Origin of the sequence: Steroidobacter denitrificans (assembly GCF_001579945.1) — a bacterium.
GTDB classification, from domain to species: Bacteria; Pseudomonadota; Gammaproteobacteria; order Steroidobacterales; family Steroidobacteraceae; genus Steroidobacter; species Steroidobacter denitrificans.
The window spans coordinates 2,719,537-2,746,489 of sequence record NZ_CP011971.1; the positions used below are offsets into that span (position 1 = coordinate 2,719,537).

The 26,953-nt window shown below is 62.7% G+C and carries 15 protein-coding genes; 7 read left to right on the forward strand and 8 right to left on the reverse strand.

Annotated features, from left to right (window positions below):
- The first annotated feature begins 4 nt into the window (after positions 1-4).
- A complete protein-coding gene (locus ACG33_RS12285) occupies positions 5-928 on the forward strand; it encodes a hypothetical protein (protein ID WP_066921585.1) in 924 nt (307 codons plus the stop codon).
- Here the strand turns inward: ACG33_RS12285 and ACG33_RS12290 are convergent.
- Both ACG33_RS12290 and ACG33_RS16225 read right to left on the reverse strand, forming a co-directional pair.
- Positions 907-2,748 (reverse strand): ATP-binding cassette domain-containing protein, encoded by a 1,842-nt coding sequence (locus ACG33_RS12290; protein WP_066921587.1) that lies wholly within the window; start codon positions 2,746-2,748, stop codon positions 907-909. The genes ACG33_RS12285 and ACG33_RS12290 overlap by 22 nt on opposite strands.
- A 243-nt stretch (positions 2,749-2,991) precedes the next feature.
- Positions 2,992-3,303, reverse strand: coding sequence for a hypothetical protein (locus ACG33_RS16225; RefSeq protein ID WP_157071782.1), 312 nt, complete (start codon positions 3,301-3,303; stop codon positions 2,992-2,994).
- 454 nt (positions 3,304-3,757) lie between these two features.
- Between ACG33_RS16225 and ACG33_RS12300 the strand changes: the two genes are divergently transcribed.
- A complete protein-coding gene (locus ACG33_RS12300) occupies positions 3,758-4,636 on the forward strand; it encodes a lasso peptide biosynthesis B2 protein (RefSeq protein ID WP_066921591.1) in 879 nt (292 codons plus the stop codon).
- A 6-nt stretch (positions 4,637-4,642) separates the two neighbouring features.
- Positions 4,643-6,505 carry an asparagine synthase-related protein gene (locus tag ACG33_RS12305; protein ID WP_066921593.1) on the forward strand — a complete coding sequence of 621 codons (1,863 nt, stop codon included), beginning with the start codon at positions 4,643-4,645 and terminating at the stop codon, positions 6,503-6,505.
- Positions 6,506-6,518: 13 nt separating this feature from the next.
- Here the strand turns inward: ACG33_RS12305 and ACG33_RS12310 are convergent, their stop codons facing one another.
- Together ACG33_RS12310 and ACG33_RS12315 are read right to left on the reverse strand one after the other, a co-directional pair.
- A complete protein-coding gene (locus ACG33_RS12310) occupies positions 6,519-8,846 on the reverse strand; it encodes a prolyl oligopeptidase family serine peptidase (RefSeq protein WP_066921595.1) in 2,328 nt (775 codons plus the stop codon).
- 62 nt (positions 8,847-8,908) lie between these two features.
- Positions 8,909-11,560, reverse strand: a complete 2,652-nt coding sequence (locus tag ACG33_RS12315) for a TonB-dependent receptor (protein WP_168160088.1) — start codon at positions 11,558-11,560, stop codon at positions 8,909-8,911.
- A gap of 542 nt (positions 11,561-12,102) precedes the next feature.
- Between ACG33_RS12315 and ACG33_RS12320 the strand changes: the two genes are divergently transcribed.
- Together ACG33_RS12320 and ACG33_RS12325 are read left to right on the forward strand one after the other, a co-directional pair.
- The gene (locus ACG33_RS12320) at positions 12,103-15,039 is read left to right on the forward strand and encodes a TonB-dependent receptor plug domain-containing protein (protein ID WP_168160089.1); all 2,937 of its coding nucleotides are present in this window, start codon (positions 12,103-12,105) and stop codon (positions 15,037-15,039) included.
- Positions 15,040-15,281: 242 nt separating this feature from the next.
- Positions 15,282-16,202 carry an NmrA/HSCARG family protein gene (locus tag ACG33_RS12325; protein WP_066921601.1) on the forward strand — a complete coding sequence of 307 codons (921 nt, stop codon included), beginning with the start codon at positions 15,282-15,284 and terminating at the stop codon, positions 16,200-16,202.
- A gap of 113 nt (positions 16,203-16,315) precedes the next feature.
- Here the strand turns inward: ACG33_RS12325 and uvrA are convergent, their stop codons facing one another.
- From uvrA to ACG33_RS12340, 3 genes are all read right to left on the reverse strand, one after another.
- Positions 16,316-21,958 carry an excinuclease ABC subunit UvrA gene (gene uvrA, locus ACG33_RS17105; protein ID WP_066921603.1) on the reverse strand — a complete coding sequence of 1,881 codons (5,643 nt, stop codon included), beginning with the start codon at positions 21,956-21,958 and terminating at the stop codon, positions 16,316-16,318.
- A 78-nt stretch (positions 21,959-22,036) separates the two neighbouring features.
- Positions 22,037-23,995: a M48 family metallopeptidase gene (locus ACG33_RS12335; RefSeq protein WP_066921605.1), complete on the reverse strand. Its 1,959-nt coding sequence runs from the start codon at positions 23,993-23,995 to the stop codon at positions 22,037-22,039.
- 54 nt (positions 23,996-24,049) lie between these two features.
- The gene (locus ACG33_RS12340) at positions 24,050-24,634 is read right to left on the reverse strand and encodes a LemA family protein (protein WP_066921607.1); all 585 of its coding nucleotides are present in this window, start codon (positions 24,632-24,634) and stop codon (positions 24,050-24,052) included.
- A 328-nt stretch (positions 24,635-24,962) separates the two neighbouring features.
- Here ACG33_RS12340 and ACG33_RS12345 point away from each other — a divergent pair, with 328 nt between their 5' ends.
- A complete protein-coding gene (locus ACG33_RS12345) occupies positions 24,963-25,292 on the forward strand; it encodes a hypothetical protein (protein WP_066921609.1) in 330 nt (109 codons plus the stop codon).
- A gap of 23 nt (positions 25,293-25,315) precedes the next feature.
- Here the strand turns inward: ACG33_RS12345 and ACG33_RS12350 are convergent, their stop codons facing one another.
- Complete coding sequence (locus tag ACG33_RS12350; RefSeq protein WP_066921611.1) at positions 25,316-26,119, reverse strand: M48 family metallopeptidase; 804 nt, start codon at positions 26,117-26,119, stop codon at positions 25,316-25,318.
- Positions 26,120-26,309: 190 nt separating this feature from the next.
- On the opposite strand from ACG33_RS12350, the gene folE reads away from it, so the two are divergent.
- A complete protein-coding gene (folE, locus tag ACG33_RS12355; RefSeq protein ID WP_066921613.1) occupies positions 26,310-26,918 on the forward strand; it encodes a GTP cyclohydrolase I FolE in 609 nt (202 codons plus the stop codon).
- Positions 26,919-26,953 lie beyond the last annotated feature (35 nt).

The following is a 26,953-nucleotide window of genomic DNA, read 5'->3' on the forward strand; positions in this document are numbered from 1 at the left end:
CGCGATGTCACGCCGGCAACGACTGCATGTCCCGGGAGGGATCTATTGCGTTACTCAATTCGGCAGTGCCCGACAGCCCCTTTTTCCAGCGCCCGGCCATCACGGAATTTTCGAGCGCTGCTTCAGCGCCGCGCTCGAGCGCACCGGTACCCGCGCCATCGCCTATTGCTGCCTGCCATGCCGGATCCACCTGGTGCTGCAGGTCGGCACCGTACCGCTCGGACGCTTCCTGCAAGGCTATGCCGGTCCTTACGTGCGGACGATACATTCGCAGACCGGCGAATCCGGCCACCTGTTCGCCCGACGTTATCACGCCGTGCTCATCGATCCGCAAGGTTGGCTGCCGTCCATGATCCGTTATATCCATTATCTACCGGTAACGCTCGGCCTGGCGGCGGACCTGGGCGCCTATCCTTACAGCAGCCATTTCGATTATCTGGGCTGGCGAAACCGCGCCTGGTTGCACCAGCATATCGCGTTGCGGTCGATGGAAATGCATGAAGATGCACGCGGAGATTACACGCGACTGATGCAGCGTCCACCCGCCGCGGGAGAGATCCGTCGGCTCCAGGCCGGTGAGGTGGATCCCCGCGTACTCGGCGACGGCAATTTCGTCGCTACGCTACCGCGCAGCGTGCGGATACCGCGATCCGCCATGTCGCTGGAGAAGATTACCCGCAACGTCACCCTCATGCTCAACGTGAAGCACACCGAACTGTTTTCACGATCCAGGTTGCGCCGTCCGGCACTCGCACGCTCCGTCATCGCCTGGCATGCCATCGAACTGGGCGTCGCCCGCCTGAGCACCATCGCGAATTATCTCGGACGCGATCCGGCAACGATCACACTCGGCATCGCCCGTCATCGAGTGCGCCGCCCCGAGTTGTTCCGGCTGGATGCATTCCGTCATCTGGTGCCGCTGGGGTAAGCTCCAAGCTGCGTCACGTCGCGCCGGAATCCCTGCCGATGTTGAGCGTGCCACAGGCCCGCGTACACACCCCGGCATTGCAGCAATTCGGCATGGCTGCCCTGTTCCACCAGCATGCCGCCGTCGAGCACCAGGATCCGATCCGCTGTCGTAACGGTCGCAAGCCGATGGGTGATCGCCAGAACGGTGCTTCCCGCAGTGATCCGTTGCAGTTCGCTCAGCACACCACGCTCCGTTGCACCGTCCAGCGATGCCGTCGCCTCGTCCAGCACGATGATGCGTGCTCGTCCGAGCACTGCGCGTGCGATCGCGATACGCTGGCGTTCGCCGCCTGAGAGCCGCACGCCGCGCTCGCCCACCGGCGTATCATAGGCCTGCGGAAGGCTCATGATGCGGTCATGAATATTCGCCAGGCGCGCAGCCCAAATGATTTCTTCGCGTGGCGCGTCGCGTCCCACGGCGATATTTCTGGCGATCGTGTCGTGAAACAGGATGACATCCTGGGGCACGACGGCAATCTTGCGCCGCAAGACAGCCAATGGCATCTGCTCCACAGGCATACCATCGATACGTATCGTACCCTGGCTTGGACTGTACAGACGCAGCAGCAGGCGGATCAGCGTGGATTTACCTGCGCCGCTGCCCCCCACGATCGCTACCGTATCGCCGGCATCGATCCGAAAGGAGATCGAACGCAACGCCGGCGCCCCTTCCTCATAGGAGAATTCGACCCCGTCGAATTCCACATCGCCCCGAACCATGGGGACCGTGCGCTCATCTGCCACAGCCATTGCAAACGGTGCTTCCGGCCGCTCGGCCAGGACACCCAACAGCCGCTCGACATATGCGAACGCCTGGGCGCTGTCGCGCAATGCCAGCCCAAGCATCTCCAATGGAGCCACCAGTCGTATCACATACGCATGGACCAGCACGACATCTCCAAAGGTCATGGCGCCGCGCAACACATCGCGAGCGGCGAAAATCACCGTCGCGCCGAGACAAGCCGCAAAAATGCCACCCAGCAATACGCCGTTGGCGGCGCGCCGGCTAAAGAATCCCCGCCAGGCAGCCTCGATGGCACGCAACGCAGCGCGATAGCGCGCACCGGCAGCAGCTTCAGCATTGAAGCATTTCACGGCTTCGCAATTCAGCAAGCTATCGGTAAACATCGCATGAGCCGCGATATGTGTCTGTGCGATCCGGCGTGCCGGCCCTTCGATATCCGCCGCGCCGTGCTGGAACGCCAGCACGTACGCCGCGGTTGCCGCCAGCAATACTGCCAGGTAGATTTCATGCTCGAGCCGGACGAGAACGACGGCGATCAACCCAAGTTCCAGCAACACGGGAAACACCGTGCACAGTGCCGCGCTCAACAGCAGGCGACAGCCCTGGACGCCCTGTTCAGCCAGCTGCCCTATCGACCCCAAGCGCCCCCGGACATGCCAGTGCAAAGGCAAACACAGTAGATGCTCGAACACTCGCCGGCCGATCGCCCGACATACGCGCTGCTCCGCACATCCATGGCGATACAGGCGCCACTCGCCGATCAGGCGCGTCGAATACTGACCCACTGCATACAGCAAGGCCAGGGCGGTGACGGCAAATTGCTCCTCTCCCGCCCTCTCCAGCACATCCAACAGGAATTTCAGCACCAGCGGCGTCAACGCCGCCGCGCAGGCACCCGCCACCGCCAGCAAGATCACCATCCGCAAATCACGCCGCACGGAGCGATCCGCCGCCCGCCGAAACAGCAGCCAGACATCACGCCATACGTGAAAGCGAAAGAGCCGCGCGTGACCGGGGAAGGCAGAGGCATTCATCGGTACACGATGTAAAACCCTGCCGGACATCGCAAGCGCCCTTGCCGATATCATTCACCGTGTATGGGTCGGGCTGCCGCGTCCACCGGCAGCTCAACCGAGCGCCCCCGACATCGTCCCAATGCCATTCTCAGTCATTGGCGGCCATTCTCGAAATCGTCCCACAAACCTTTTCAACAATGATTCTATAGTTGATGCTGCCATGATCTTCTGTTGATTTTGCAGCGATTTTCGAGCGATTGCCTAGGCGACCTTCCAGGTGATCCTCGAAGAAATAATCTTCGATGATTCCTGGATACCTTCCGGGTACTTCCTGGACGATGCAGCAGACAGCCGCCTGGACGCTGCCCTGCTTGTCCGCTTCGATTTCTCCGAAAACATCCGAAGAAACAGGTTCATGACCGATGGTGTCAGAGTTTGCTTGTTTGCTTTCTTTTCTGGATCGACCGGCGCCGAAGGGTGATGTCGGCGCACCGGTTCGTCTACAAGCAAATTAGCAAACTCCGGCACCGGCTCGGAATGACCGTCGCACAATGCTGGTTCAGAACGACGCATCGGCGAATCCGGGGATTTTTATTGATCGAGTCCTTCAAGCGGACAGGCTGCAAACCCCTTGAATTCCGGTATTCTCGCCCGATCCGCCTCAGGAAATCTCCACTGCGCCTGGATGGCCCCGACTCACCTGCGCGTATCCACGCGCGACCGGAAATAATTATTACAAGACTATCCCCGTTGACACCGATGATTCTGGCGCGCACGTTGATCCCGCCACTGCGGTCGGCAATCACTCGCACTCATCGAAGGAGACAGTCATGAATACGACACTGACAATGGTCGATCTGGGAGATGCACGGGTCGAGACACGGGAGATTGGAGCACGGCAGCAGCAGGACAACGAGCGTGTTCTAGGACCGAGGCCGCTGGTGTAATTCAGCAATAACCTTCGGCGGAGTGCGCGGCGCCGGTACCAGCCGCGCACTCCGCCCTCCAGCGTTATGGCGATACGACCATGGACATGCCTTCTTTATTCAATATCTCTCGCAGTACATGCCCGGCCACGCTGGATTTGGATGAATGGCCGAAACCCGTGGGTTCCAGCAATGATCGAGCGCCGAACGTAACCCGGCGCCCGGGCGATGGCACGACGCGTTTCGAGCGCCTCCCCACCTATTGGCTACCGGCCCACGTCTATACCTGTCATGTCCCCGGCGGCACAGTATTTCTGGATCTGCGTCGCAATCGTTATCTCGGCGTCGGTGAAGCCGAAACGCAGACATTACAACGTCATGTAGCAAACTGGCAGGATGCCACTCTCGACCTGGAACGCGATTCATTCAACGAATCGACGGCGAGGCACATTCTCGATGCGTTGGTCGAGTCCGCGCTGTTACAAACGGAATCTGAATGCAGCAGGATCTTCTCGTCAACCTCCACCGGCCTGCAGGAAGCGCGGCACGGTCTCGAGACCGTTCGGGCTTCTCATCGATCCATTCGTGCGCCAGATTTGTGGCGATTCCTGCGAAGCTGCCTTTGGGCACATTGCATTCTGCGCACCTCGTCACTGTACGACGCTGCCCATGCCATCGAGGATTTCAGGCAGACCGGCGGTTCGATCTTATCTCCGGCGGATCCCGCACAGACTTATCGCTGCGTACAGATCTTTCGCCGCCTGCGGCCCTACGTCTTTGCCGCACAGGACCGATGCCTGTTTCAGGCACTGGCGCTGGTGCGTTTCCTGCAGTATTACCAGACACCCGCCACCTGGATCATCGGCGTGCGCGTCAGACCCTGGGCTGCGCACAGCTGGGTGCAACAGGACGAACTGATCCTGGATGGGACGCCCGAGTCCGTACGCGAGTACATACCGATTCTCGCCGTCGAGGCATAGGCTGCCGTGCTGCGCTTCATGGGATGGGTCTGGGATGCGAGAGAGCCGCAGCAGGCCGAATTCGCTCGCTCGCTGCAACGAACACTGCTCGCTAGGCTGAACTGGCAGATGGCATTGGATACGCGTGGGGCGCAATGCTTCCTCACTGGCGGACACCCGAGTGCCCAATACCAGGTGCTGCCTCACGGCGCCGGCATCGTGCTCGGCACCCTGTTCGAGCAGCGTGCCGACCCCGTCGATGATTCGGCCTACCGGCCTGCGATCATCGAACCGCGGGATATACAGCCGCTCCTGAATAGCCAGGGGCGGCGACTGATCGAAAATTACTGGGGCAACTACCTCGCCATCCTGTGCGACGAACATCGCAGCGGCATCTGCATCATCAAGGATCCCACCGGCCCTCTGCCCTGCTTCATCACCTCGCTGCACGGCCTTACGATGCTGTTTTCCTCTGTGTCCGATTGCCTGAATCTCGGCGCATTCTCCTTCACCGTCAATCCCGCCTACTTGAGAGATCGAGTTTCGGGCCGGCACGAAACCTCCCACGGCGCACTCAACGAAGTCCGCCCGCTGTATGGCGGCGAGTGTCTTCACTTCGACTTTCGCACGCACCCCATGACGCGCACCACCCGGCTCCATTGGCACCCATTGCGTCTGGCCTACGATACGAATCCGGTTGAACACCCCGCCCAGGCGGCCGCCATGGTGCGCGCCGCGGTGCGCGCCTGCACCCGCACGCTGGCTGCCGAGCACGATGCCGTGCTGCTGCGGCTCTCCGGAGGCCTGGACTCCTCCATCATCTGCGCCTGCTTGGCCGATATGCCCTCACGACCCACTGTGACCAGCTATACCTACTACGATCCGCACGGACCCGCGGACGAGCGGCCTTGGGCACGGCTCGCCGCTGCGCACGCCGCCTTTGAACACCTCGAATATCCTTTCGACCCACAAACGATCGATCTGCGTCGGCGGCCCAAACTGCTCCCATCGGTATACGTGGTATCGATACTCGAATATCTCGATCTTTCGAAGCTCGAGCGGCAGCTGACCGCCGACCGTGGCGCAACCGCCATATTCTCAGGCGACGGCGGCGATTCCGGCTTTTGCAGCGACTCGATCGCGCTTGCCCTCGTCGAATACTTGAAGCGCCACGGCCTTCGTTCAAACGCTCTGCTCCTGGCGACCCAAATCTCGCTCTATACCCAACGTTCGTCCTGGCAGGTGTTGGCCAACTCCCTGCGACGCTGGTTTCGCGGTCAGACGCCGGCCGATCAACAGGAAGTCCAGGAGACCATCAACCGGCTGGCCCATCCGGATCTGCGATCCCGTACAGCTGTCGACTCTACGCCCGTACATCCCTGGTTTCGCGACTGTGACGAGACTCCCTGGGCACTTATGCGCCGGCTCGGTAATCTGCCGAATCCGATGCCCTACTACGACCTGTCCGCTGATCCTGACACCAAAACACCGGAGGTCGTCGCGCCGCTGTATGCGCAACCGGCCGTGGAACTGTTTTTGCGCATTCCCCTGTACGTCCATTTTTTTGAGGGAAAGGATCGTGGGTTGGCACGGGACGCCTTTGCCGGCATGGTACCCGCGCCCATACTCCAGCGTCTGTGGAAAGACCGTGCCCCAGGCTTTCTGGAAGAAATCGTGAGCCGCAATCGGGAAGCGTTGCGTGAACTCCTGCTCGATGGTGTACTGGCGGCATCGGGCCTATTGGACCGTTCGGCCACCGAACAGGCGCTGTCGCCGATGCCTTCGAAAAGCCTCGTTGTTCCGATCGAGTTGTTCAGTCATCTGGACACGGAGCTCTGGGCGCGCCAATGGATGGACGGCCGGCACGAACCCGGAATCGCCGAACCATGACTCTCTGCCGTAGTCATCGAGGAACATGGGCGGCACGGGAGGACGGGGCCTTCATCGCCCGATCCCGCAATACCCGCCAGCGCTCATACTGATGGACTTTGCTCTCGTCTGCATCCTCACGGCCATTGAGCCAAAAATCGAACCAATCGATGCTGCGCTGCTGAACCGCGAGAATCTGCTTCGGGTTCTGGGTATTATGCGCCCCGTACATCGCATCGGGCATAACGTACATCTCCACCGCCTTGCCTAGGTGGCGCAGCCGTGCGAACAACTCCCACTTAAACAGCACGTCGAGTATGCCGGTGGACTGTACGATCGTGAGCAGCGGCGTTCGAACCCGTTCGGCATTGAATCCCGGCGCACGCTCGATCCACTTCACAAGTCCAGCGCCGAACGGTTCGGCGCCATGGATATCGATGGCTGACGCATCGAATCCTCCTAACATATGCGCCATGTAGCTGGGATCCCAATTATCGGCACTGATGGCCGCCGCGAACGGAAATGCCGAGTGTGTCAGCGTGTGCTCGACATAGTAGCCATTGCGGCTGAACCCCAGCAGCCCGATCCGCTGCCGGTCGACGAGCCCGGCCTGCACAAGCTGCTGCGCGGCCGCCTCGAACGCACGTTGCCGGATTTCGGGCTCGGCCGGCGTGTCGAACTGCATCCCCCGCGTCACATCCATGTGCAGTACCAGGATATCCCGGGCGGCCAGCAGCCGTCCGGGATAGGACGCGATCAGCGTGGGACCCAGTCCGGCATCTTGTTGAACGCCATAGAGCGTAAACCCCTCAGTGAGAGCGCTGCCATAGACGCTCTGGATGACCAGCGGATAGTGCCGCTCAGCCCGGTAGCCTGGCGGATAAAAGAGCAGGCCTGCCCAGCGTTCGCCGGCCGCTGTATCCCCTTCGATCCGCTCTACGGACCCCAGTTCAAAGCGGGTGAGCAGATCGGGGTTCGGATCCAGAACCAGGCGCGCCTTGCCCGACCCGACGTCCACCGCGAAAAGACGGGGCGGCATGTCGAGACTCTGGCGAAGCTCGAAGCGTACGCGAGGGGAAGCAGCGCTCCGACTCGGCGCTTCGGCGGCCCGCCAGCATCCACGCTCCTTCGTAAAATACCGGCGTTCGATCTGTCCGGACCTGACCACCGTCAACTCGATCCGATCCGCTGTCAGCCAGCGCAGAGCGGCCACTCGCGAGTCATTGAGCTCGATCGGCAAGACACTGTATCGGCCTGTCTCTACGTCGATGACAGCAGCAGCCGTGCCGGACCGCCCGCGGGGATCCTCATCCTGCGGCGGCAGGAAAGTCGGCGCGAGCAGCAGCCGGCCGCCGTCGGGGGACCAGGAAACCTCCGTCCCGAAGCTCATCGCAGCCGCGCCCCATAACGGCCGGACCTGTGCGGAGTCGGCATCGAGCAGGAACAACTGGTGAACCTGCCTTCCAGTCAGGTCGTTCGGATTCAAGTGCGCCGTGCGAATCGCATGAGCCATATACTCATCGTCGTAGACGTTCCAGCGCTCCGGCATCTCGATCGCGTTCGTACTCACGATTGCGCGGCTGCCGGCGGGCGAAAGCCATGCGGGTTGCGGCGAATTCAGCGCGGTGTCCCGACCGAAGCGAATATGCAGCGGCTGCGATCCGGGACGCTGCAGAAACCACTGCGCGTTCCAATAATAATCGGCCGATGGACCGGTATTGACGAACCCCAGGATCAACGCGGCCGCATCTGTATCGGGCTCGACCGTGAAGCCCTCTTGCAGTGCCTGCGCCAAACTGGAAGGCCGCGACGGCAGCAACGCTTGATACAGTATCTCGCCGCCGGCACCGATATCGAAACTTATGACGGCACTGGGATGCTGCGTCAATCGATCGACCTTCCCGGCAATCAGATCCACCCGCGTCACTTGAGGTATTTCACGCTCGTCGCTCCAGAGAAATACCACGTGGGTATCGTCGAGCCATCGCAGCCCGTTCAGTACCGGCGACACGTCCTGATCCGCGCCCTGACGTCCATCCCGCGCGCCTCGGCCGCTGCTGAATAGTTGTGCCACCGCGCGCCCGTTGGCAACCTGCTCGAGCGAATCCAGCCCCCCCGTGATCACTTGCATCGAAACGCCGTTGCGCCGCGCGTCGCCGCGCACGATGCGGGCCACATAGCGGCGTCCGCTCGGCGCGATCGACACCACGCCATCGGGATCGTACTCGGAGGCCAAGGCACGGTCCGTCATGAACCTCGCCGTCTCGATGGCATCACGCGCGGTCGGCGGCCGGCGGCCACTGTCCCCCTCGATTTGCCCCTCGATGTCTCCGGCGGCTGCAACGGCGAGCGACAGGCTCATCCCCAGCATTGCCGCCCGCCGCATGCCCGGGGCGAGCAGGCACCTCCACCGGCCGGGTATCATCAGAGCTTCTTGGACAAGTTGATGTAACCGAAGCGCTGCCGGATATCGCCCTGCGACGAATCGAAGCCAAAAGAGCTACCGATTTCTGAAAAACGCGGTTCCTCATCGAACAGATTCGACACGCCGAGCGTCAGCTTCAAACCACGCAACCATCGGGAACCGGCCATGTCGTAGGCATCCGAATCCCACGTCACCTGCGCATCGAATAATGTTTGCGACGCCACTCTGCGGTCCAGGCGCCCAAGGTAGGTCGCATCGTCATATGAGTCGGTGTATCGCGCCGAGGTCGATACGCTCAGGCCGCGCCTGCTCCAGCCCAGCGTGGCCACGGCGCTCCATTCAGGAATGGTTCCCTCTACATCCGCCACCCCCACCCGATCGAGCGGCGCGGTATCCGGAACGTCGACCGTTTCGTATTTCTTGACCCAGGTCGCCGACAGACTGGCGCTCCATTGGCCGGCCGCAGTGTCAAAAACATGGCTGACCCCGAAATCGATACCGCGGGTATCCAAGAGTCCAAAGTTGATATCAGACATATCCACACTCAGGACGCGTCCAGGCAGACCCAGTGCCGCATCGGCGGGAGAAGGATCGTCCCGGACCACTCTACCCGGGAAACGCGCCTCGTTGGCCAGCACGAGTTCCGGCAGAAAAACTTCCACCCGCTTTTTCAGCTTGATCCGCCAATAGGAACCTGTCAGGCGCAATCCCGGCTGGCCCTGAGGCGTAAATACGAAACCCACGGTGGAGGATTCGCCTTCCACCGGGTCGAGATCCGGGTTGCCCGCGAGGATCGCCGTGGCCTCCGTGACTTCGCCGTTGCGACGGGGGTCGACGATCACGTACGGGAAGGTGTCGCGGCTCGAATAGAGCCTGAGAAGCTCCGGCGGACGGAAGCTGGTGCCGTGCGAGATGCGCAACAGGAGACTCTCGACCGGGGTCCACATCAGGCCGAACTGCGGGTTGAAGGTATCGCCGAAATCGCTGTAGTGATCCTGCCGGCCCGCAAACTGCAGCGACAGCCCGTGCACGCCGGGGATCTGCATGGCGCCATCGATCAGCGGCAGGCCAACCTCCGCGAACACGGCCGAGGCTCTGCGATCCACGGGATGACCGATGAAATCACCGGAGAGAATCTCTTCCTCGCGCCACTCGGCGCCGACGACTACCTGCACGGCGCCTGCCGGCAGCGTCAGGGCGGCGCCACGCGCAAAGGCCGCCACCTGTGTGCCGTCCGAACCGTAGTCGCTGACCGTGGGCACGGCCATGAGCGATGACAATAAGGCGGCGCTGCCTGCCGGTCCATCCGCGAACACGTTCAGCGCCTGCGCCGGATCCGACGCTGCCAGCGCCTGCGCCACGCGCGCGGGATCGAGTGCGTTACGGGTCCATGACGAACCCTCCTCCTGAGTGTTCAGCAGCGACACCTCCCACTCCCATCCGCCGAGCCAGCCCCGCGCCCCGCCGACGCCGCGCCACAGCTCCGCCTCACTCATGATGTGTCGAGAACTCATGCCTGCGAAGCGATAGTCCACCGCGACATCGATTCCAAAGGGATTGAAGGGATTGATCGCGGGCACGACAGCCCCCGATAGTCGCGCCGGGCTGAGCTCGAGGTCGCTGCGCCGGTCGTTGTACAGCAGCTCTGCGAACAACTTCGCGTGCGGCGAAATCTCCAGCTCCGCGAACGCCGCCACGCTATAGCGTTCGGCTTCGGGAAGGATGGCCTCGTACTTCAACAGGCTGTCCATCCGCCGTTCGCCCGCCGTGGCCTGGAAGTCCGCCGGCGTCAGGCCGATGCCGCTGCCGCCCTGCGGCACCGCCGCAAAGGGCGAGGGCAGCCCCGGCAGATTCTCACCCGTCAGGGAGCGCACATTGCCGGGATTAGTGTTGGGCACGCGATAATTTTCGCCGCCGAAACGCCGAAAATCCTGATCGCGGATACGGGTGCGCTCCGCACCCGGCAGTGCTCCCTTTTCAAAGGCGTCGAACACCAGTACGGCGTGCCCGCGGCTTCCCGACCAGCCGGTGGTGAGCGAGGCGCGCCGCTCGCGCGCACCGCCCTGGGCAGTACCATAATGCAGATCGGCAACCGTGCCGGATACGTCCTGTTTAAGGATGATATTGACCACGCCGCCGACGGCATCGGCGCCATACACGGCGGAGGCGGCATCGGAAAGCACTTCCACGCGTTCCACGGCGGCCAGCGGGATCGTGTTCAGGTCGAAGGCATTCTGCGCCACCACGCCTGCCGAGGGCACGACGCGCCGGCCGTTGATCAGGACCAGGGTCATGTCCGCACCCAGGCCTCTCAGCGACACCACCTGCGAACCGTTTACTGCGAAAACCTCCGAATGAACATACGGCTGCTGCGAGGTGAATCTCAGCAACTCCGACACCGAACTGACGCCCAGGCTGTCGATTTTTCCCCGGTCGAGCACGATCACCGGTGAAGGCCCCTCCAACGTGTCGGTTTTCAAACGCGACCCCGTGACCACGATTTCTTCCACCCGGACGATTCGCGGCACCGATGCCGTATCTTGCATCGAGGGTTCCGCCGACGTGTCGGCCTGGGCAGCCACACCGACACTGAGTCCCAGTACGATACCCGCCATACCTGACCACGCACCTGCCTTTGGCATCGATCTCATTATTTTCCCCATGGATTTTTCAGTAAAATACGAACTCGCGCTCCGCCGGATGTTTCCGGCGCCGGGAACACAGGGACGCGACTCCTAGCTCCCGGCGATCACCGGCCGGCGCAATGCGACATCACTACAAGGAAGCATTCGGAACTGACAACAAACTAAGGCGCTTATCAGCATTAATCCTTAATAAGGATTTTATATATCGCGTCTTCACTTCCCTGGCTTGTCCTGGTTTGTTACGACTTATCCCGGCATCGACATTCGACGTCCGATTGCAAGACCGGACGACCCTGGGATGTCATCCCCCCGGCCCGCCGCCATGACATGCCCTTGCCCAACCGCTCGAGCCTCCGAGCGTCAACCGTGTTTTGCCGAGCAGCCGGCCAGACACGATAGCGCACCTCGTATCCATCGCTCATCGTATTGAATAAACTTGTATTATGCCCGTCCCCTCTAAATGCGCCTCTCTAAGTCATGGCGACGCTCGTCGACGAATGTTTGCCTCATTCACCAGGTTCGAGCGGAATCCAAAAGGAAAGCGCTGGATGAAAAGAGCGATTCGAGCCGATTATCGAGTGGCAATGACCGCACTGTGCGCCGCTTTGGACGGCGTACTGGGTGTCGCCGAAGCACAGACTGCTGAGGATCAGAGTGTCGAGGTCGTGATCGTGACCGGCTCGCGCATCCAGCAAAACGAGTTCGACGCGCCGACGCCGACGATCTCCCTGTCGTCGGCAGCCATCGAGCTGTCCGGGACGACCAATCTCACCGATCTGCTGAGAAGCCGGCCGGCCCTGGTCGGCTCGAAGGACTCGACGCAGACCACCAACGACTTCATCGGCAGCAATGGCCTGAATCTACTCAACCTGCGCAACCTAGGCAAAGATCGGACCCTGGTTCTGGTGGACGGCCGCCGCCACGTAGCGCAGCTGCCGGAGACTGCCGCGGTGGACATCAATACGATTCCCGCGGACCTGGTCGAGCGCATCGACATCGTGACCGGCGGCGTGTCGGCGATCTATGGCGCCGACGCCGTGTCCGGTGTCGTCAACTTCGTGATGCGCAAGAATTTCGAGGGCCTCGTCGGCCGGCTGCAGTATGGCAGCGCCGACGCCGGCAACCCCGGCGATCTGCAGGCCAGCCTGACCGGCGGCTTCAACTTCGCGAACGGCCGCGGCAATCTTTCGGGTTCGATTCAGCACACCCGCGAAGGGCGTCTGAGAGCCTCGGATCGAAGCTATCTTCGCGGCGCCAATTACACCACCATGCGGCGCAACCCGGATGATTTTCCCGACGACCCCAACGTCCCGGACCAGATTCCAACCAATGATCTGCGCTACGACAGCAGCTCGCGCGAGGGCGCCATCGATATCGATATCGATGAGGAAGACGAAGGCAGGTACATTGCCGATCTGCGGCCTGACGGCACGGCCTACGATCTCGGTGTATTCATTCCTCCATACTTTGCACAAGGCGGCACCGGCACGCCGGTGGCCGATTACATCGGTGATCTGCGCTCCAAGAACGAGAACACCATCGGCAGCCTGTTTCTGAACTTCGAGCTCAACCCGTCGGTCAATCTGTTCGCGGAAACCAAGTTTGCCCGCGGCACGGCCGTCGGCTTCTATCAGCCGACCTATGATTTCGATTTGTTCTTCACACCCGACAATCCCTACATCTCGCCGGCGCTTGCCGCACAGATCCAACCGGAAGGCTTCTTTGTCACTCGGGACAACTTCGATCTCGGCGTTCGCGGTGAGGACAATACCCGCGAAACCATCCGAACCGTACTGGGCATCAACGGCGGTTTCCTGGACGGCTACAGCTACGAAGTGTCATACGTGTACGGGCAGACGGAGATCGACTCCCTGGCGATCAACAATCGCTACAACGACCGGTTCTTCGCGGCGATCGACGTGGTGGCCGATCCGCTGAGCGGTGCGCCGACCTGCCGTTCGAATCTCGACCCCTCGGCGCTGCCGGACGATCCGATCTTCCATTTGCCGGAACTGTCCTTCACTCCCGGACCGAACAGCGGCTGTCTGCCCTTGAATATTCTCGGCGAAGGCGTCGCCACTGCGGCGGCGATCGATTGGGTGATGCTCAACAACCGGACGCGCTCCAGGATCACACAGAACGTGTTCACCGCCTTTGCCGCCGGCCCGCTCCCCGGCATCACCCTGCCCGCGGGTGCGATCGATACGGTGGCGGGCATGGAATGGCGGCGCGAGACCAGCCGCTCCACGCCTCCCTGGGAGGATCAGGCCGGCCTGACCTTCGGCAACGTGATACTGCCCAGCGACGGCAGCTTCGATGTCAAGGAAGCCTTCGTCGAACTGCGCGCACCCATCCTGAAGGATCTGGCGTACACGGAACTGCTGCAGCTCTCCGGCGCGGCGCGTGTTTCCGACTATTCCACGGTCGGCAACACGGTCACCTGGAATCTGGGCGCCTTGTGGGCTCCCGTTCGCGATATTTCGTTTCGCGCCACCGTCTCGGAGTCGGTCCGCGCGCCCAATATCGGCGAACTTTTCGGCCCGCAAAGCCAGACATATGAGGGGATCGACGATCCCTGCGGCATGAGCCAGCTCAACAACGGCACCTCCTACCGGACGGCCAACTGCAGCGCCATGCTCAATGCCCTGAGCATCGACCCCATCGGCTACGATGATCCGAATCCCGGCGACAGTATCCCCGGACTCAGCCAGGGCAATGCCGCGCTGAGCGAGGAAACCGCCAGAAGCTATACCTTCGGCACGGTGCTGCGGCCCCGGTTCGCGCCGGGTCTGGCCCTGGCCATCGATTACTACGACATCAACATCAAGAACGCGATAAGCACCGCGACAGCGCAGGTGATCGCGAATACCTGTGTCGACCAGCCCTCGATCGATAACGTGTTCTGCGATGCGCTGAGGCGCAACGCGACCACCGGCGCCATCGAGTCGTTCATCGTGCAGCCGGAGAACGTCGCCTCCTACCGCACCCGCGGCATCGACTTCAACGTAAGCTACCTGCTCGATCCAGCCCTTCTCGGCGTGGACTCCTATATCGGATCATTCGGGATTTCGCTGCTGGGCAGCCGGCTGGAGCGGCTCACGACCATCCCCACGCTCGGCGCGGACCAGATCGACGAGCGCACCACCGCGTATGCGCCCAAACTGCAGACCAGCCTGGACCTGACCTGGTACTTCCATGGATTCACGGCCTTCTACGGCTATGATCATTTCAGCAAGACGTCGCGCTATGATTTGCTCACACGAGCCGGCAATCCCGATATCGCCTCGTCGAAAAACATCGACTACGATGCCTACGACATGCACACGCTGAGCCTGGCATTCGACTTCAAAGGCGGCTACCGGCTATATGCGGGGGTGCGCAACCTGACCGACGAGCGTCCTGATTATTCACTGAATTATCCGGTCAGTGCAGTGGGTCGCTTCTACTACGGCGGATTCAAGATGAGTCTTGGTGCTGCGCCCTAGGAAGCTCCAACGAAATGACGCTCACGGTGATGTTTCGGCCCGGCAACGCCATGAAGGTTCGTTTCGTTAGACGCTCTAACGCTCGGCGCCGCGCTGCCCGGAGCAGGCGGCTTCATGCATGTATCGTAATGAGGCTACGCATTATTGCCCAGCAACGTATGCATATTTGCTGATGCAACACGACTGCGCTGCTCGTCGAGTATGGTGGCACTTCGTCAATCACCCGAGCACAAGCCGATCTTATGTCCAACGTCTCCCGCATTCTCGTCACGGGCGCCACCGGCGCCCAGGGCGGATCCGTCACCCGTCATTTGCTGCATACTGGAAAATATAAGGTCCGCTGCCTGACGCGACGCCCCCATTCGAACACCGCCGTGGCGCTCGAGCGGCTGGGCGCGGAAGTCGTGGCCGGCGATCTGAACGATCCCGTCGCTCTGCGAGCGAGCCTGCGCGACTGTGACGGCGTTTTCGGGGTGACGGACTTCTGGGAACACCACGACAAGGAATATCTCCAGGGCTGCAACCTGGTGGATGCGATCTTCGGCAGCAGCGTGCAGCACACGGTGCTGAGTACCCTGCCGAACACCAAGCAACTCTCGGGCGGACGGATCAGCGTGCCCCACTTCGACACCAAGGCGCGTATCGAGGAATACGCGCGCAGCCGGCAGCTGGCGGCGACCTATGTGCACGTCGCATTCTATTATGAAAACTTCATTCGCCATTTCCCGCCGCGCCTGCAACGCGATGGCAGCTATGCATTCAGCCTGCCGCAGGGCACCACGACACTGGCGGGCGTCGCGGTCGAGGACGTCGGTGGAGTGATAGCTGGAATTTTCGCGGAATCCTTCTGGTACCGCGACAAGACCATCGGCATCGTCGGTGACGAGCTTCGCTGCGATGAATATGCGCAGATCATGAAGCTGGCGACCGGCCGTCCCATCGTCTACCGGTACCTCGCACACAATGACTTCGCCGCGCTGGATTTCCCGGGTGCGAAGGATCTCGCCGACATGTTCGAGTTCAATCGGCTGTACATCCCCAACCGCCAAGCCGATCTTGCCAAATCATGCGAACTGTATCCGGAGATCCGCAGATTCGAACGTTGGATGAAAACGAATGTCGGCGCCCTGGAGCAGGCCATGGATCAGGCACCGGCTGCATAGCCGGCAATCTCTGCTCCTGCTGTCCCTGACTGCCCCTGGCTGTCTCTGCCGCCCCTGCTGTCCCTACCCTGCCGGCGTACCGGCAGCCTGGATCCGCCCGGGCGGCTGCAACATCACCGGACGGTGCGCTCCCGCAGGAACGATTCGAGAATACGTGCCGTATGCGACGGTGTCATCGCTCGCGCAGCCCTTCCGGCCAACGCCTCGGGCGCACCCTGCGCCACCACCCGGCCGCCGCCGTCGCCGCCCTCCGGCCCCAGATCGATGACCCAGTCGGCCTCGGCGATGACATCCAGGTCGTGCTCGACCACCACCACCGTATTGCCGACCTCGACCAGCCGGTGCAGCACCCGAATGAGTTTTTCGACATCCGCCATGTGCAAGCCGACCGTCGGTTCATCCAGTACATACAGCGCCGGTTTGCGTACCCGGCCAGCCGGACGCCCCGGTCTCGTGTCCGGCCCCGGCGCTGCAGCTGCCGTATCGACCTTGGACAGCTCCGTCACCAGCTTGATACGCTGCGCCTCGCCGCCCGACAGGGTCGGACTTTGCTGTCCCAGCCTTAAATAGCCGAGCCCGACATCCTGCAGCAGGCTCAAGGCACGATGGATGCGGACATGTGCGCTGAAAAACTCCGCCGCCTCATCCACGCTCATCATCAGTACATCGCCGATGCTTTTGCCGCGATAGCTGACCGCCAAGGTTTCCTGGTTGAAACGACGGCCGCCGCAACGATCGCAGACGATACGCACATCGGGCAGAAAGCTCATGCCGATCTTGCGCAGCCCCTGTCCGTCGCAGCCCTCGCAGCGCCCGCCTGCGGTATTGAAGGAAAAACGCGATGGCGTATAGCCGCGCATGCGCGATGAAGTCGTTTCGGCGAATACGCGCCGGATGGCGTCCCAGAAGCCGATGTAGGTTGCCGGACAGGAACGCGGCGTCTTGCCGATCGGTGTCTGATCGACCTCCAGGATCCGGCCCACCTGTTCCCAGCCCTCGATCTCGCGGCAACCGAACCATTTCAGTTTCGCACCTTTGCGCCGCTCGAGCGCGGCCCGCAGATTGTCGTGCAGCACATCACGCGCCAGCGTGGACTTGCCGGAGCCCGACACACCCGTAACGACCACCAGCCGCCCCAGGGGAATGCGGCAGGTCTGCCTGCGCAGATTGTGCAGGCTGGCCTCGCGGATCGTCAGGACCGGATGTCGCCGGCCGGCCGGCCGGCGCGGCGCCAGCGGATGGCGCAGCGGATCGGCGAGCAGCCGCCCGGTGACCGAGGCCTCGCAATCCTGCAACTGCTGCGCCGTACCCGCCGCGACCACCTGCCCGCCGTGAACCCCCGCTCCCGGCCCGAGATCCACCACATGATCCGCACGCCGGATCGTCTCTTCATCATGCTCCACGACCAGCAGGGAGTTACCCTTTTTCGCCAGCCGCTCCAGCGTATCCAGCAGGATACGATTGTCTCGCGGGTGCAGGCCGATGGTCGGCTCATCCAGGATGTAGCAGACGCCTTGCAGATTCGAACCCAGCTGCGCCGCCAGCCGGATACGCTGCGCCTCGCCGCCGGACAAGGTCGGCGCCGAACGATCCAGGGCCAGATAGCCCAGGCCTACGTCCTGCAAAAACGCCAACCGGGAACGAACTTCGGCGAGCACGTCGCGAGCGATCTCGCGCTCGCGCCCTTGCAGTCTCAAGCCGTCGAACCAGGCACGCAGCTTCAGCACCGGTTTCGCCGTCATCTCGGCGATCGACTCTCCCCGGAAACGCACCTTGCGAGCGATCGCATTCAACCGCTGTCCCTTGCAGGACTCGCACGCTGCCGCCTCGCCCTCGAACCACTCGTTCCAGCAAATCTCCTCGCCGCTTTGTTCCGCATCGAAACCCTGCAGGCGCACCCCGGTGCCGAAACACGACTCGCACCAGCCATGTTTTGAATTGAATGAAAACAGTCGCGGATCAAGTTCGGCGAAACTGCGCGCGCAGGATGGGCAGGCGCGACGAGTGGAAAAAATACGGATCGGCGCATCTCCATGCAGCACATGCACGACGCCCTTGCCGAACTCCAGAGCAAGATTCAGCGCCGCGCGTAACCCGGCTTCGGCGCGTGCCGACAGGCTCAAGTCCGCCACCGGCAGCTCGATCGTGTGCTCCTTGAACCGCGGCAGCCGCGGCCAGGGCTGCGTCGGCAGCAGCTCTCCGTCGACACGCAGTCGGGTATAGCCCTTTTTCGCGGCCCAGGCCGCCAGATCGGTGTAGTAGCCCTTGCGCGCCACCACCAGCGGTGCCAGCAGTGAGACGCTCTTGCCGCGATAATCCTTCAAGAGCCGGGCGGCGATCGACTCGAAGCTCTGCGGCTCGATCGGTACATCGCAGTCCGGGCAATACTGGGTGCCCAACCTGACATACAGCAGGCGCAGGAAATGATAGATCTCGGTCAGCGTCGCGACCGTGCTCTTGCGTCCGCCGCGGCTGGTGCGCTGCTCGATCGCGACGGTAGGCGGGATACCGAAAATGGCATCCACGTCCGGACGCGAGGCGGGCTGCACGAACTGCCGCGCATAGGCATTCAGGGATTCCAGGTAGCGCCGTTGGCCCTCGCCGAACACGATGTCGAAAGCCAGCGTCGATTTACCTGAACCCGACACGCCCGTGATCACCGTGAAGCGGTCCCGCGGCAGCTGTACATCGATGTTCTTGAGGTTGTGTTCGCGTGCGCCATGGACGGCGATGACATCGGCCGTATCGACGGCATTCGAACCGGCTGCGCGCTGCGTCTTGAAGGCCACGGCTGTCGCACTGCTCGAGGCGCGCCGCGCCTCGGCCATGGCGTCGCGCAGGGCCCTGCCGGTATGCGAGCCCGGCACCTTCATCACCTCGGCCGGAGTGCCCATGCACACGATCTCGCCGCCGGCCTCCCCGCCTTCGGGCCCCAGATCGATGAGCCAGTCGGCCGCTGCGATCACCTCCAGGTTGTGCTCGACGATCAGCAGCGAATGCCCGGCATCCTGCAGGCGGCGCAAGGCGCGCAACAATTTGGCGATATCATCGAAATGCAGGCCGGTTGTCGGCTCGTCGAACAGGAACAGCTTGCCTCGCCCGGCCTGGCCTGCCCCGCCTCGCGGCTCGCGCTGCGCGGCCAGATGACCTGCCAGCTTCAGGCGCTGGGCCTCCCCGCCCGACAAGGTCGGTACCGGTTGGCCGAGCTTGAGATAATCCAGGCCCACCTGTACCAGCGGCTCCAGCGTACGCACCACCTCAGGCTCGTCCGCGAAGTATGCGGCCGCTTCCGACACCGTCATTTCCAGGACTTGGGCGATGTTCGGGTGTGCTCCCGAGCCTCCATCGAGCGTGATTTCCAGTATCTCGTCGCGATACCGCCGGCCATTGCAATCAGCACAGCGCAGATAGACATCCGCGAGGAACTGCATCTCCACATGTTCGAAACCGTTGCCGCCGCAGGTCGGGCAACGGCCGCTGCCGGAATTGAAGCTGAAGGTCCCGATCGTATAGCCGCGCTCCTTCGCCAGCGGCTCCTTCGCGAACGCTTTGCGGATCGCATCGAAGGCCCCCACATAACTGGCCGGATTGGAGCGCGTGGTACGGCCGATCGGCGCCTGGTCGACCATCACGACACCCTCCAGGTGATGCGCACCCCGCAGCGCGCCATGCGCACCCGGCGTCTCGGTCGGCTTGCCGAAATGCTTCAACAAGGCGGGATACATCACGTCCTGCACCAGCGTGGATTTGCCGGATCCCGATACCCCCGTGATGCATACCAGCTGATGCAAGGGAATCGAGACATCGATACCCTTGAGGTTGTGCTGGCGCGCGCCGCGAATTTCCACTGCGGCTTGGGCGCGCCCTCGCCCGGCACGCCGTCCCGCCTGCGTGTTTCCGGTAGGCGCATTCTTCGCCGGCGCGTTTCCCGGCTCCCGGCTCACCCGCTTGCGGCCTGCCAGATAGTCCGCGGTCAAGGAATCCTGCGCGCTCAGCAGCAATGCCGGCGGCCCGCAGTACACGATCCGTCCGCCCTTTTCCCCTGGTCCCGGGCCGATGTCCAGAATACGATCGGCGGCTCGCATGACCAACGGATCATGCTCCACCACGACCAGCGAATTTCCCGCCTGCTGCAAGCGCCGCATCACTTCGATCACCCGTCCCATGTCACGCGGATGCAGTCCGATCGAAGGTTCGTCCAGAACGAACAAGGTATTGACCAGGGACGTCCCCAGCGCGGTCGTGAGATTGATACGCTGGACTTCGCCGCCCGAAAGCGTACGCGACTGGCGATCCAGGGTCAGGTAGCCCAGCCCCACGTCCAGCAGGAAGCGGAAGCGGCTGCGAATCTCGCGCAGCACCAGATCGCCGGCCTGATCCAGCGGCGCCGGCAGCGACAGGCTCTGGAAGAAGGCATGACATCGCTCCAGCGGCAGCAACATGAGCTCATGCAGGCCGACCCCGGGCAGGTTCGCCAGCACCGCTTCGCTCCAGCAAGCCCCGTTCGGCGCCCTTCGCTCCTCCGGCCGCAGCAATTCCCCGGCCTCGGCCCGCGTCCCCAGCCGCCACAGCAACGCCTCCGTCTTCAAGCGGGCGCCGCTGCAGTCCGGACAAGGCGTATAGGCACGGTACTTCGACAACAGCACACGAATGTGCATCTTGTAGACCTTGGTCTCCAGCCAGGCGAAGAAGCGCCGCACGCCGTACCACTTCTTTTCCTCCCAGGAACCCTCGCCTTCCAGCACCCAACGGCGATGCTCTTGTGCAAGCGCACGCCAAGGGACGTCCACCGGAACGCCGCGACGGCGCGCGAACTTCATCAGCTCGTCCTGGCATTCGCGATAGGATTCGCTCTGCCAGGGCCGGATCGCGCCCTCGCGCAGCGACTTGGTCTCGTCCGGCACGATCAAGCCGAAATCGATGTCGATCGTGCGTCCGAATCCACGGCAACGCTCGCAGGCGCCCAGCGGCGAATTGAACGAAAAAAGACTGGGCGTCGGCTCCTGATAAGGAATATCGCAGTCGGCGCAATGCAAGCCGGAGGAGAAGCGCCAGCGCCGGTCGGCCACCTGCACATCGACATGCCCGCGTCCCACACGCAGTCCTGCCTCGAGCGCCTCGATCAGGCGTGCGGGATCGGCCGGATCGAAACGCAGCCGGTCCTGGATCATGTCGAGAACGACGCCAGGCGCCGCCGAGCGCCCGAACACCCGCGTGTAGCCCTGCTTCTCCAGCAGCGTCAGGACTTCCTGTTCGCTGAAATTATGCGGAACGGGCACCGGAAACGTGATGACGAGGCGCTCGTCCACGAGCCCCTGCGCCGCCAGGCGCCGCTCCACCTCGGCATGGATGCTCTGCGCCGAATCACGCCTCACCGGCGCGCCGCAGCCACGGCAATACAACTGTGCCGCGCGCGAATACAGCAACTTCAGATGATCATTCAGCTCCGTCATCGTCCCCACGGTGGAACGCGAGGTGCGCACCGGGTTGGTCTGATCGATGGCGATCGCCGGCGGAATCCCTTCGATCCGATCCACCTGCGGACGATCCATGCGATCCAGGAACTGCCGGGCATATGGCGAGAAGGTTTCGACATAGCGCCGCTGCCCCTCGGCATACAGCGTATCGAACACCAGCGATGACTTGCCGGATCCCGATACTCCGGTGACGACGATGAGTTCGTTCGTGGGCAGTTCCAGATCGAGATTCTTCAGGTTGTTCTGGCGCGCGCCGCGGATGATGATCGACTGGGACATGCCTGCATGGAACCTTGTAGAACGGCGACGCCAAAACGGCGTCGCGCCGCAACATTTGATCCGCGCACTGCGTGCCGGTCAAGCATCGGAATCGATCACCGGCGGCAAAGGACAGTGCAGGCCGGCGCAGATCGCCCGCAGCAGTTCCGCCTCCCCGAGCGTCAGCCGCCCATCATGCGCCACGGTCTTCAGCAAGGCCTCCACGAGTCGTTCCTTCGCGGCCGGCGCCAGCCGGTCGAGCCGGCCGAGGGAGGCATCCAGCAGGCGCGCCCAATCGCCCGGCACGGCATAGGCAGGCCGTTCACGCGGATACAGATGATGTACGCCCGCCTCATAGGCCCGCCGCGCCTCGACACCATCGGAGTGTCCATGGCGTGCCAGGACCGAGAACAGTACCTGGATGTCGCCGCGCACCACCCGCAAGGACAGTGCGTGCCCTGTCCGCACCGGTTGTAGTTCATCGAGCAAATGCACCTGCGCCAGCTTGCGCAGCACATAGCTGTGCAGTCCACCTTTGCCGCCTCGCTGCATCATGCCGTTCAGGCAGGACACCAGTTCCACACGAGCCTCTCGCGACAGCTGGCGCAGGGTTGCATAGCCGCGCAAAAGCGCCGGAATGCGCTGCGTCGGCATCAACCGGTCGACCTCATCCTGCAACCCGGCGACCTCCGCGGAGATGACCGTACCCAATTCCTGATCGATGAACCGAATTTGCAGCTCACGCACTTCGCCCGGCGCATTCAGGGCCAGCGCCAACAGCAGAGCGCGCGCCGAATCGGGACGCTGTCCGGCGGCGATCAAGGTTTCCGGCAGGGATTCACGGATTTTGCGCGCCGACTGCATATGCGCGGTGCCGGGGCTACCTACCTGCTGCACGATCACCAGCGCCTCCGGCGGCCTGATCACGTCTCCCCGGGTCTGCGCCGTGCCGGATTGCGGCCATCCGGCCGCGCGGCGTTGCGGCCGCCCCTGCGACTGCGGCTGTGAGTGTGACCGGGGCCGGCCGATCAGCCGCGCCCGCGCTGCCTCGATCTGGCGCACGTCGAAACGCGGATCGATCGCCTTGAGCCGCTTGATCAACGGCGGATGCGTGGCCATGAGGCGCCGGGTACCCGGTGCGAACAACATATGCGCGACTTGCTCCACCTCCAGGGTACGGATCCTGGAGCCGCCGGCATGAGCGGCGATCTTGATCAGCGCATCCCGCAGGCCGCGCGGATTTCGTGTGAATTGCACGGCCGAGGCATCGGCCAGGGATTCGCGCCGGCGCGATACGGCCGCTTGCAGCAGCCTCCCCAGAAACAACCCCAGATAGCCGACGATCAGCAGGGTCACGGCGAACACGACCGCTACCGGGATGATGACACCGCGGCGGCGATCGCCGCCATGAACCTGGGCCACCAGTCTCAACACGGTGCGGGCGATCAGCGCAATCACCAGCAGGCCGAACAACATCCCCATCAGGTGCAGGTTCAAGCGCATATCGCCGTTCAGGATGTGGCTGAACTCGTGCGCGATCACGCCTTGAAGCTCCGCACGATCCAGCGCGGTCAGCGCGCCGCGCGTCACGCCGATGGCGGCGTTCGAGGGATTATGACCGGCGGCAAACGCATTGATGCCGTTTTCATGCTCCAGCAAATAGACCTCGGGCATGGGCACGCCGGAGGCGATCGACATCTCCTCGACCACGTTGAGCAGGCGGCGCTGCAAGGGATCGGTCGTATCCGCCGAAACCCGTACGCCGCCCAGGGACTGCGCCACCAGGCCGCCGCCGCCGCTCAAGACCACCGTCTTGTACAGGCTCGCGCCCGCGATGATGCCAGCCACGGCCAGCGTCACGGCCACGACGGTTCCCGGATGGACCGCCATCCAATCCCGCAGCGGCAAGTAGTACCCCTGCGTTCCTTGATAGAACGACAGTCCCGCAAAAATCACCAGGTCCACGGCGATCACGACCATGATCACGGCGAACACGAATGCGGCGACCAATCGGCGCGACGCGCGGCGCGCTTCGGCCTGACGATGAAAGAAATTCATGACGGCACCGTCACCGGCTCAGGCCGCCGCTCGCCCGGCCGGCCGAAAATGAATTCAGGTGAAACTGATCTGCGGCACCGCACGCCTGTCCGGCGACTCGATATTCAGCAGCTGCGCCGGCAGGAACGAGAAGATGCCGGCGATCAAGCTGTTCGGAAACATTTCCCGCGTATTGTTGTAGCTCATCACCGCATCGTTGAAAGCCTGGCGCGCAAACGCCACTTTGTTTTCCGTCGAGGTGAGTTCTTCGGACAACTGCATCATGTTCTGATTCGCCTTGAGATCCGGATAGGCCTCGGCCAACGCGAACAAGCGTCCCAGCGCGCCGCTCAAGGCATTCTCCGCGCCCGCCAGCTGCTGCACGGCATGCGGATCGCCGGGATTCACTGCCGCATTGCGCAGCCCGTTGACCGCCGTATTGCGAGCGTTGATCACCGTTTCGAGCGTCTCGCGCTCATGCTTCATATAGCCCTTGGCGGTTTCGACCAGATTCGGAATCAAGTCATGCCGCCGCGTAAGCTGCACGTCGATCTGTGCGAATGCATTCTTGTAGAGGTTGCGGCCGGTCACCAGGCGGTTGTAGATCGAAACGACAAAAACCACGATGGCAATGAGCACGCCGCCAATGATCCAGCCCATCTGCTGACCTCCCCTTGAAATGAACCGCCGCCCTATCGGATCGCACTGCTTTGCGCCGCTGCATGCCGCGGCTTCCACCGGCGCGCCCGCGGCGAACCTACAACGGGCAGGGCGGCGGATGAAACTACGGAAGCACGGGCATCACTCATGGGACAAGCCTTGATTCATCGGAATCCGATCGGATCAGACTAGAACAGCGGACCGTATCGCTGCGTGAGCTGGATCACGTTCGCGATCCATGATGGGCACCTATCGGCACCGATTGCCTGTATCCTTGGGTTTCACGGCCCGCCGAAGCCGTATTTCGAAACGGTCTCATCGAACCCTCATGGCAGTACCCTGGCTACAGATCGTGCAACTCGTCCCCTCCATCGTCGAGGTTTCCCGGGACCTGTTGAAATCCGCGCGGCGGATGCCGGCGGCCACGACTGCGGCCGAACTCGCACAGCTGCAGGGTGAGGATGCGCTGCTCGCCAGGCTGCAGGCGCTGGAGGAGAACGAACGCCGCCAGGCCGAGCTCATCAGCCAGATGGCGCAGCAGCTCGACGGTCTGACGCGTGCCGCCACGGCGCTGCATCGACGCGTCATCTGGCTTACCGCCGGTCTGGCTATCGCGCTATTACTCGGCTTGAGCGCGCTCTTCCCGGGCCTGCGCTGACGCCTGCGCCCTTCCCTCGATGGCTATTGGACGACCGCCCGGTACAAGGGCAGCACGCGCGGAATATTCGTTTCCAGGTCGCGGATGCGTGATTCGCCCGACGGATGAGTGCTCAGGAATTCCGGACCGCCGCCGCCGAGTTTCGCCATCTTTCGCCATAGCGTAACCGCGGCATTCGGGTCGTAACCGGCGCGCGCCATCAGCTCCAGGCCGATACGGTCGGCTTCCGCTTCCTGCTCCCTGCTGTGCGGCAGTGTGAAGGTCACCGCCGATATCTGACTGGCAAGCTCCAGGGTGCTCTGCCCTGCCCCCGTAGCCACCGCAAGACCCGCCAGCGCGAGCTGCTCCGCATAAGCGCGGGAAATACGCTCGCGCGAATGCTCGCGCAGCGCATGCGCGATTTCATGGCCGATGACCGCCGCCAGTTCCGCGTCCGTAGCCTCGAGCTGATCGATCAGGCCCGTGTAGACCATGATCTTGCCGCCGGGCATGCAGTAGGCGTTCACGTCAGCGGAAGTTTCGACGTTCACCTCCCACTGCCACCGAGGCGCATCCGCCCGGAATACGCCGGTCTGCGGAATCAATCGCCTGGCGATCGTCTGGATACGTTGATATGCCTTTTGATCCCGGTTCAACACTCCGCCGGCGCGCGCCTTTTGGAGTTCCTGATCGTAAGCCACCTTCGCGCCCGCATCGATATCCTGGGCGGAGACCAGCATCATCTGTTTACGAGCGACGCCGATCGCACCCGGCTGGGTCGTCTGCACCGTCTGGCAGCCCGTCGCAAGAATCGCCACGGCGGCGATCAGCAGCGTGCGAATATGCATGAATGATACTCCGATGACAGCAAAAACCCGGCGGCGCCGCGGGTTCCCGACGAGGAACCGGCCGCGGCCCGTGCGCGCCTCCGGTGAAACGGCCTTTGGAAATAGCAATGGGGAAATAGTAATACCAGGCGACCGTCCCGCCAAATTACGCTAGCCTTCCATCACAACCACCGCGTAAGGAGACAGATGCATGATTCGGGTACCCCGCAAAAAATCTCCCCGGCCCGCTGTGCCCGGCGTCACCGAGGAACAAGCCCAGGAGGCCATCCGCGTACTGCTGCGCTGGGCTGGCGAGGACCCGCGGCGTGAAGGACTGCTCGATACGCCGGCGCGCGTCGTCGGCGCCTATCGCGACTGGTTCGCCGGCTATCTAAGCGATCCGGCCGATTACCTGCGCCGCACCTTCGAGGAAGTGGACGGTTATGATGAAATGATCGTATTGCGCGGCATCGAGTTCGAGTCGCATTGCGAGCATCACATGGCGCCCATCATCGGCTGCGCCCACGTCGGCTACCTGCCTACCAACAAGGTCGTGGGCATCAGCAAATTGGCACGCGTCGTCGATGGCTATGCAAGACGCTTCCAGGTGCAGGAGAAACTCACGGCGCAGATAGCGAATTGCATCGAATCGGTCTTGAAGCCGCGCGGTGTAGCCGTCGTGGTCAATGCCGTACATCAGTGCATGACGACGCGCGGGGTACATAAGCGCGGCGTATCGATGATAACGAGTGCGATGCGCGGCGACTTCCGCGACGACGCCCGCACCCGCGATGAGTTCCTGCGCTTCATCAAGGAATGAGTTCGAGCGAGGCCGCGTGCAGCCGTCGGCCCCGC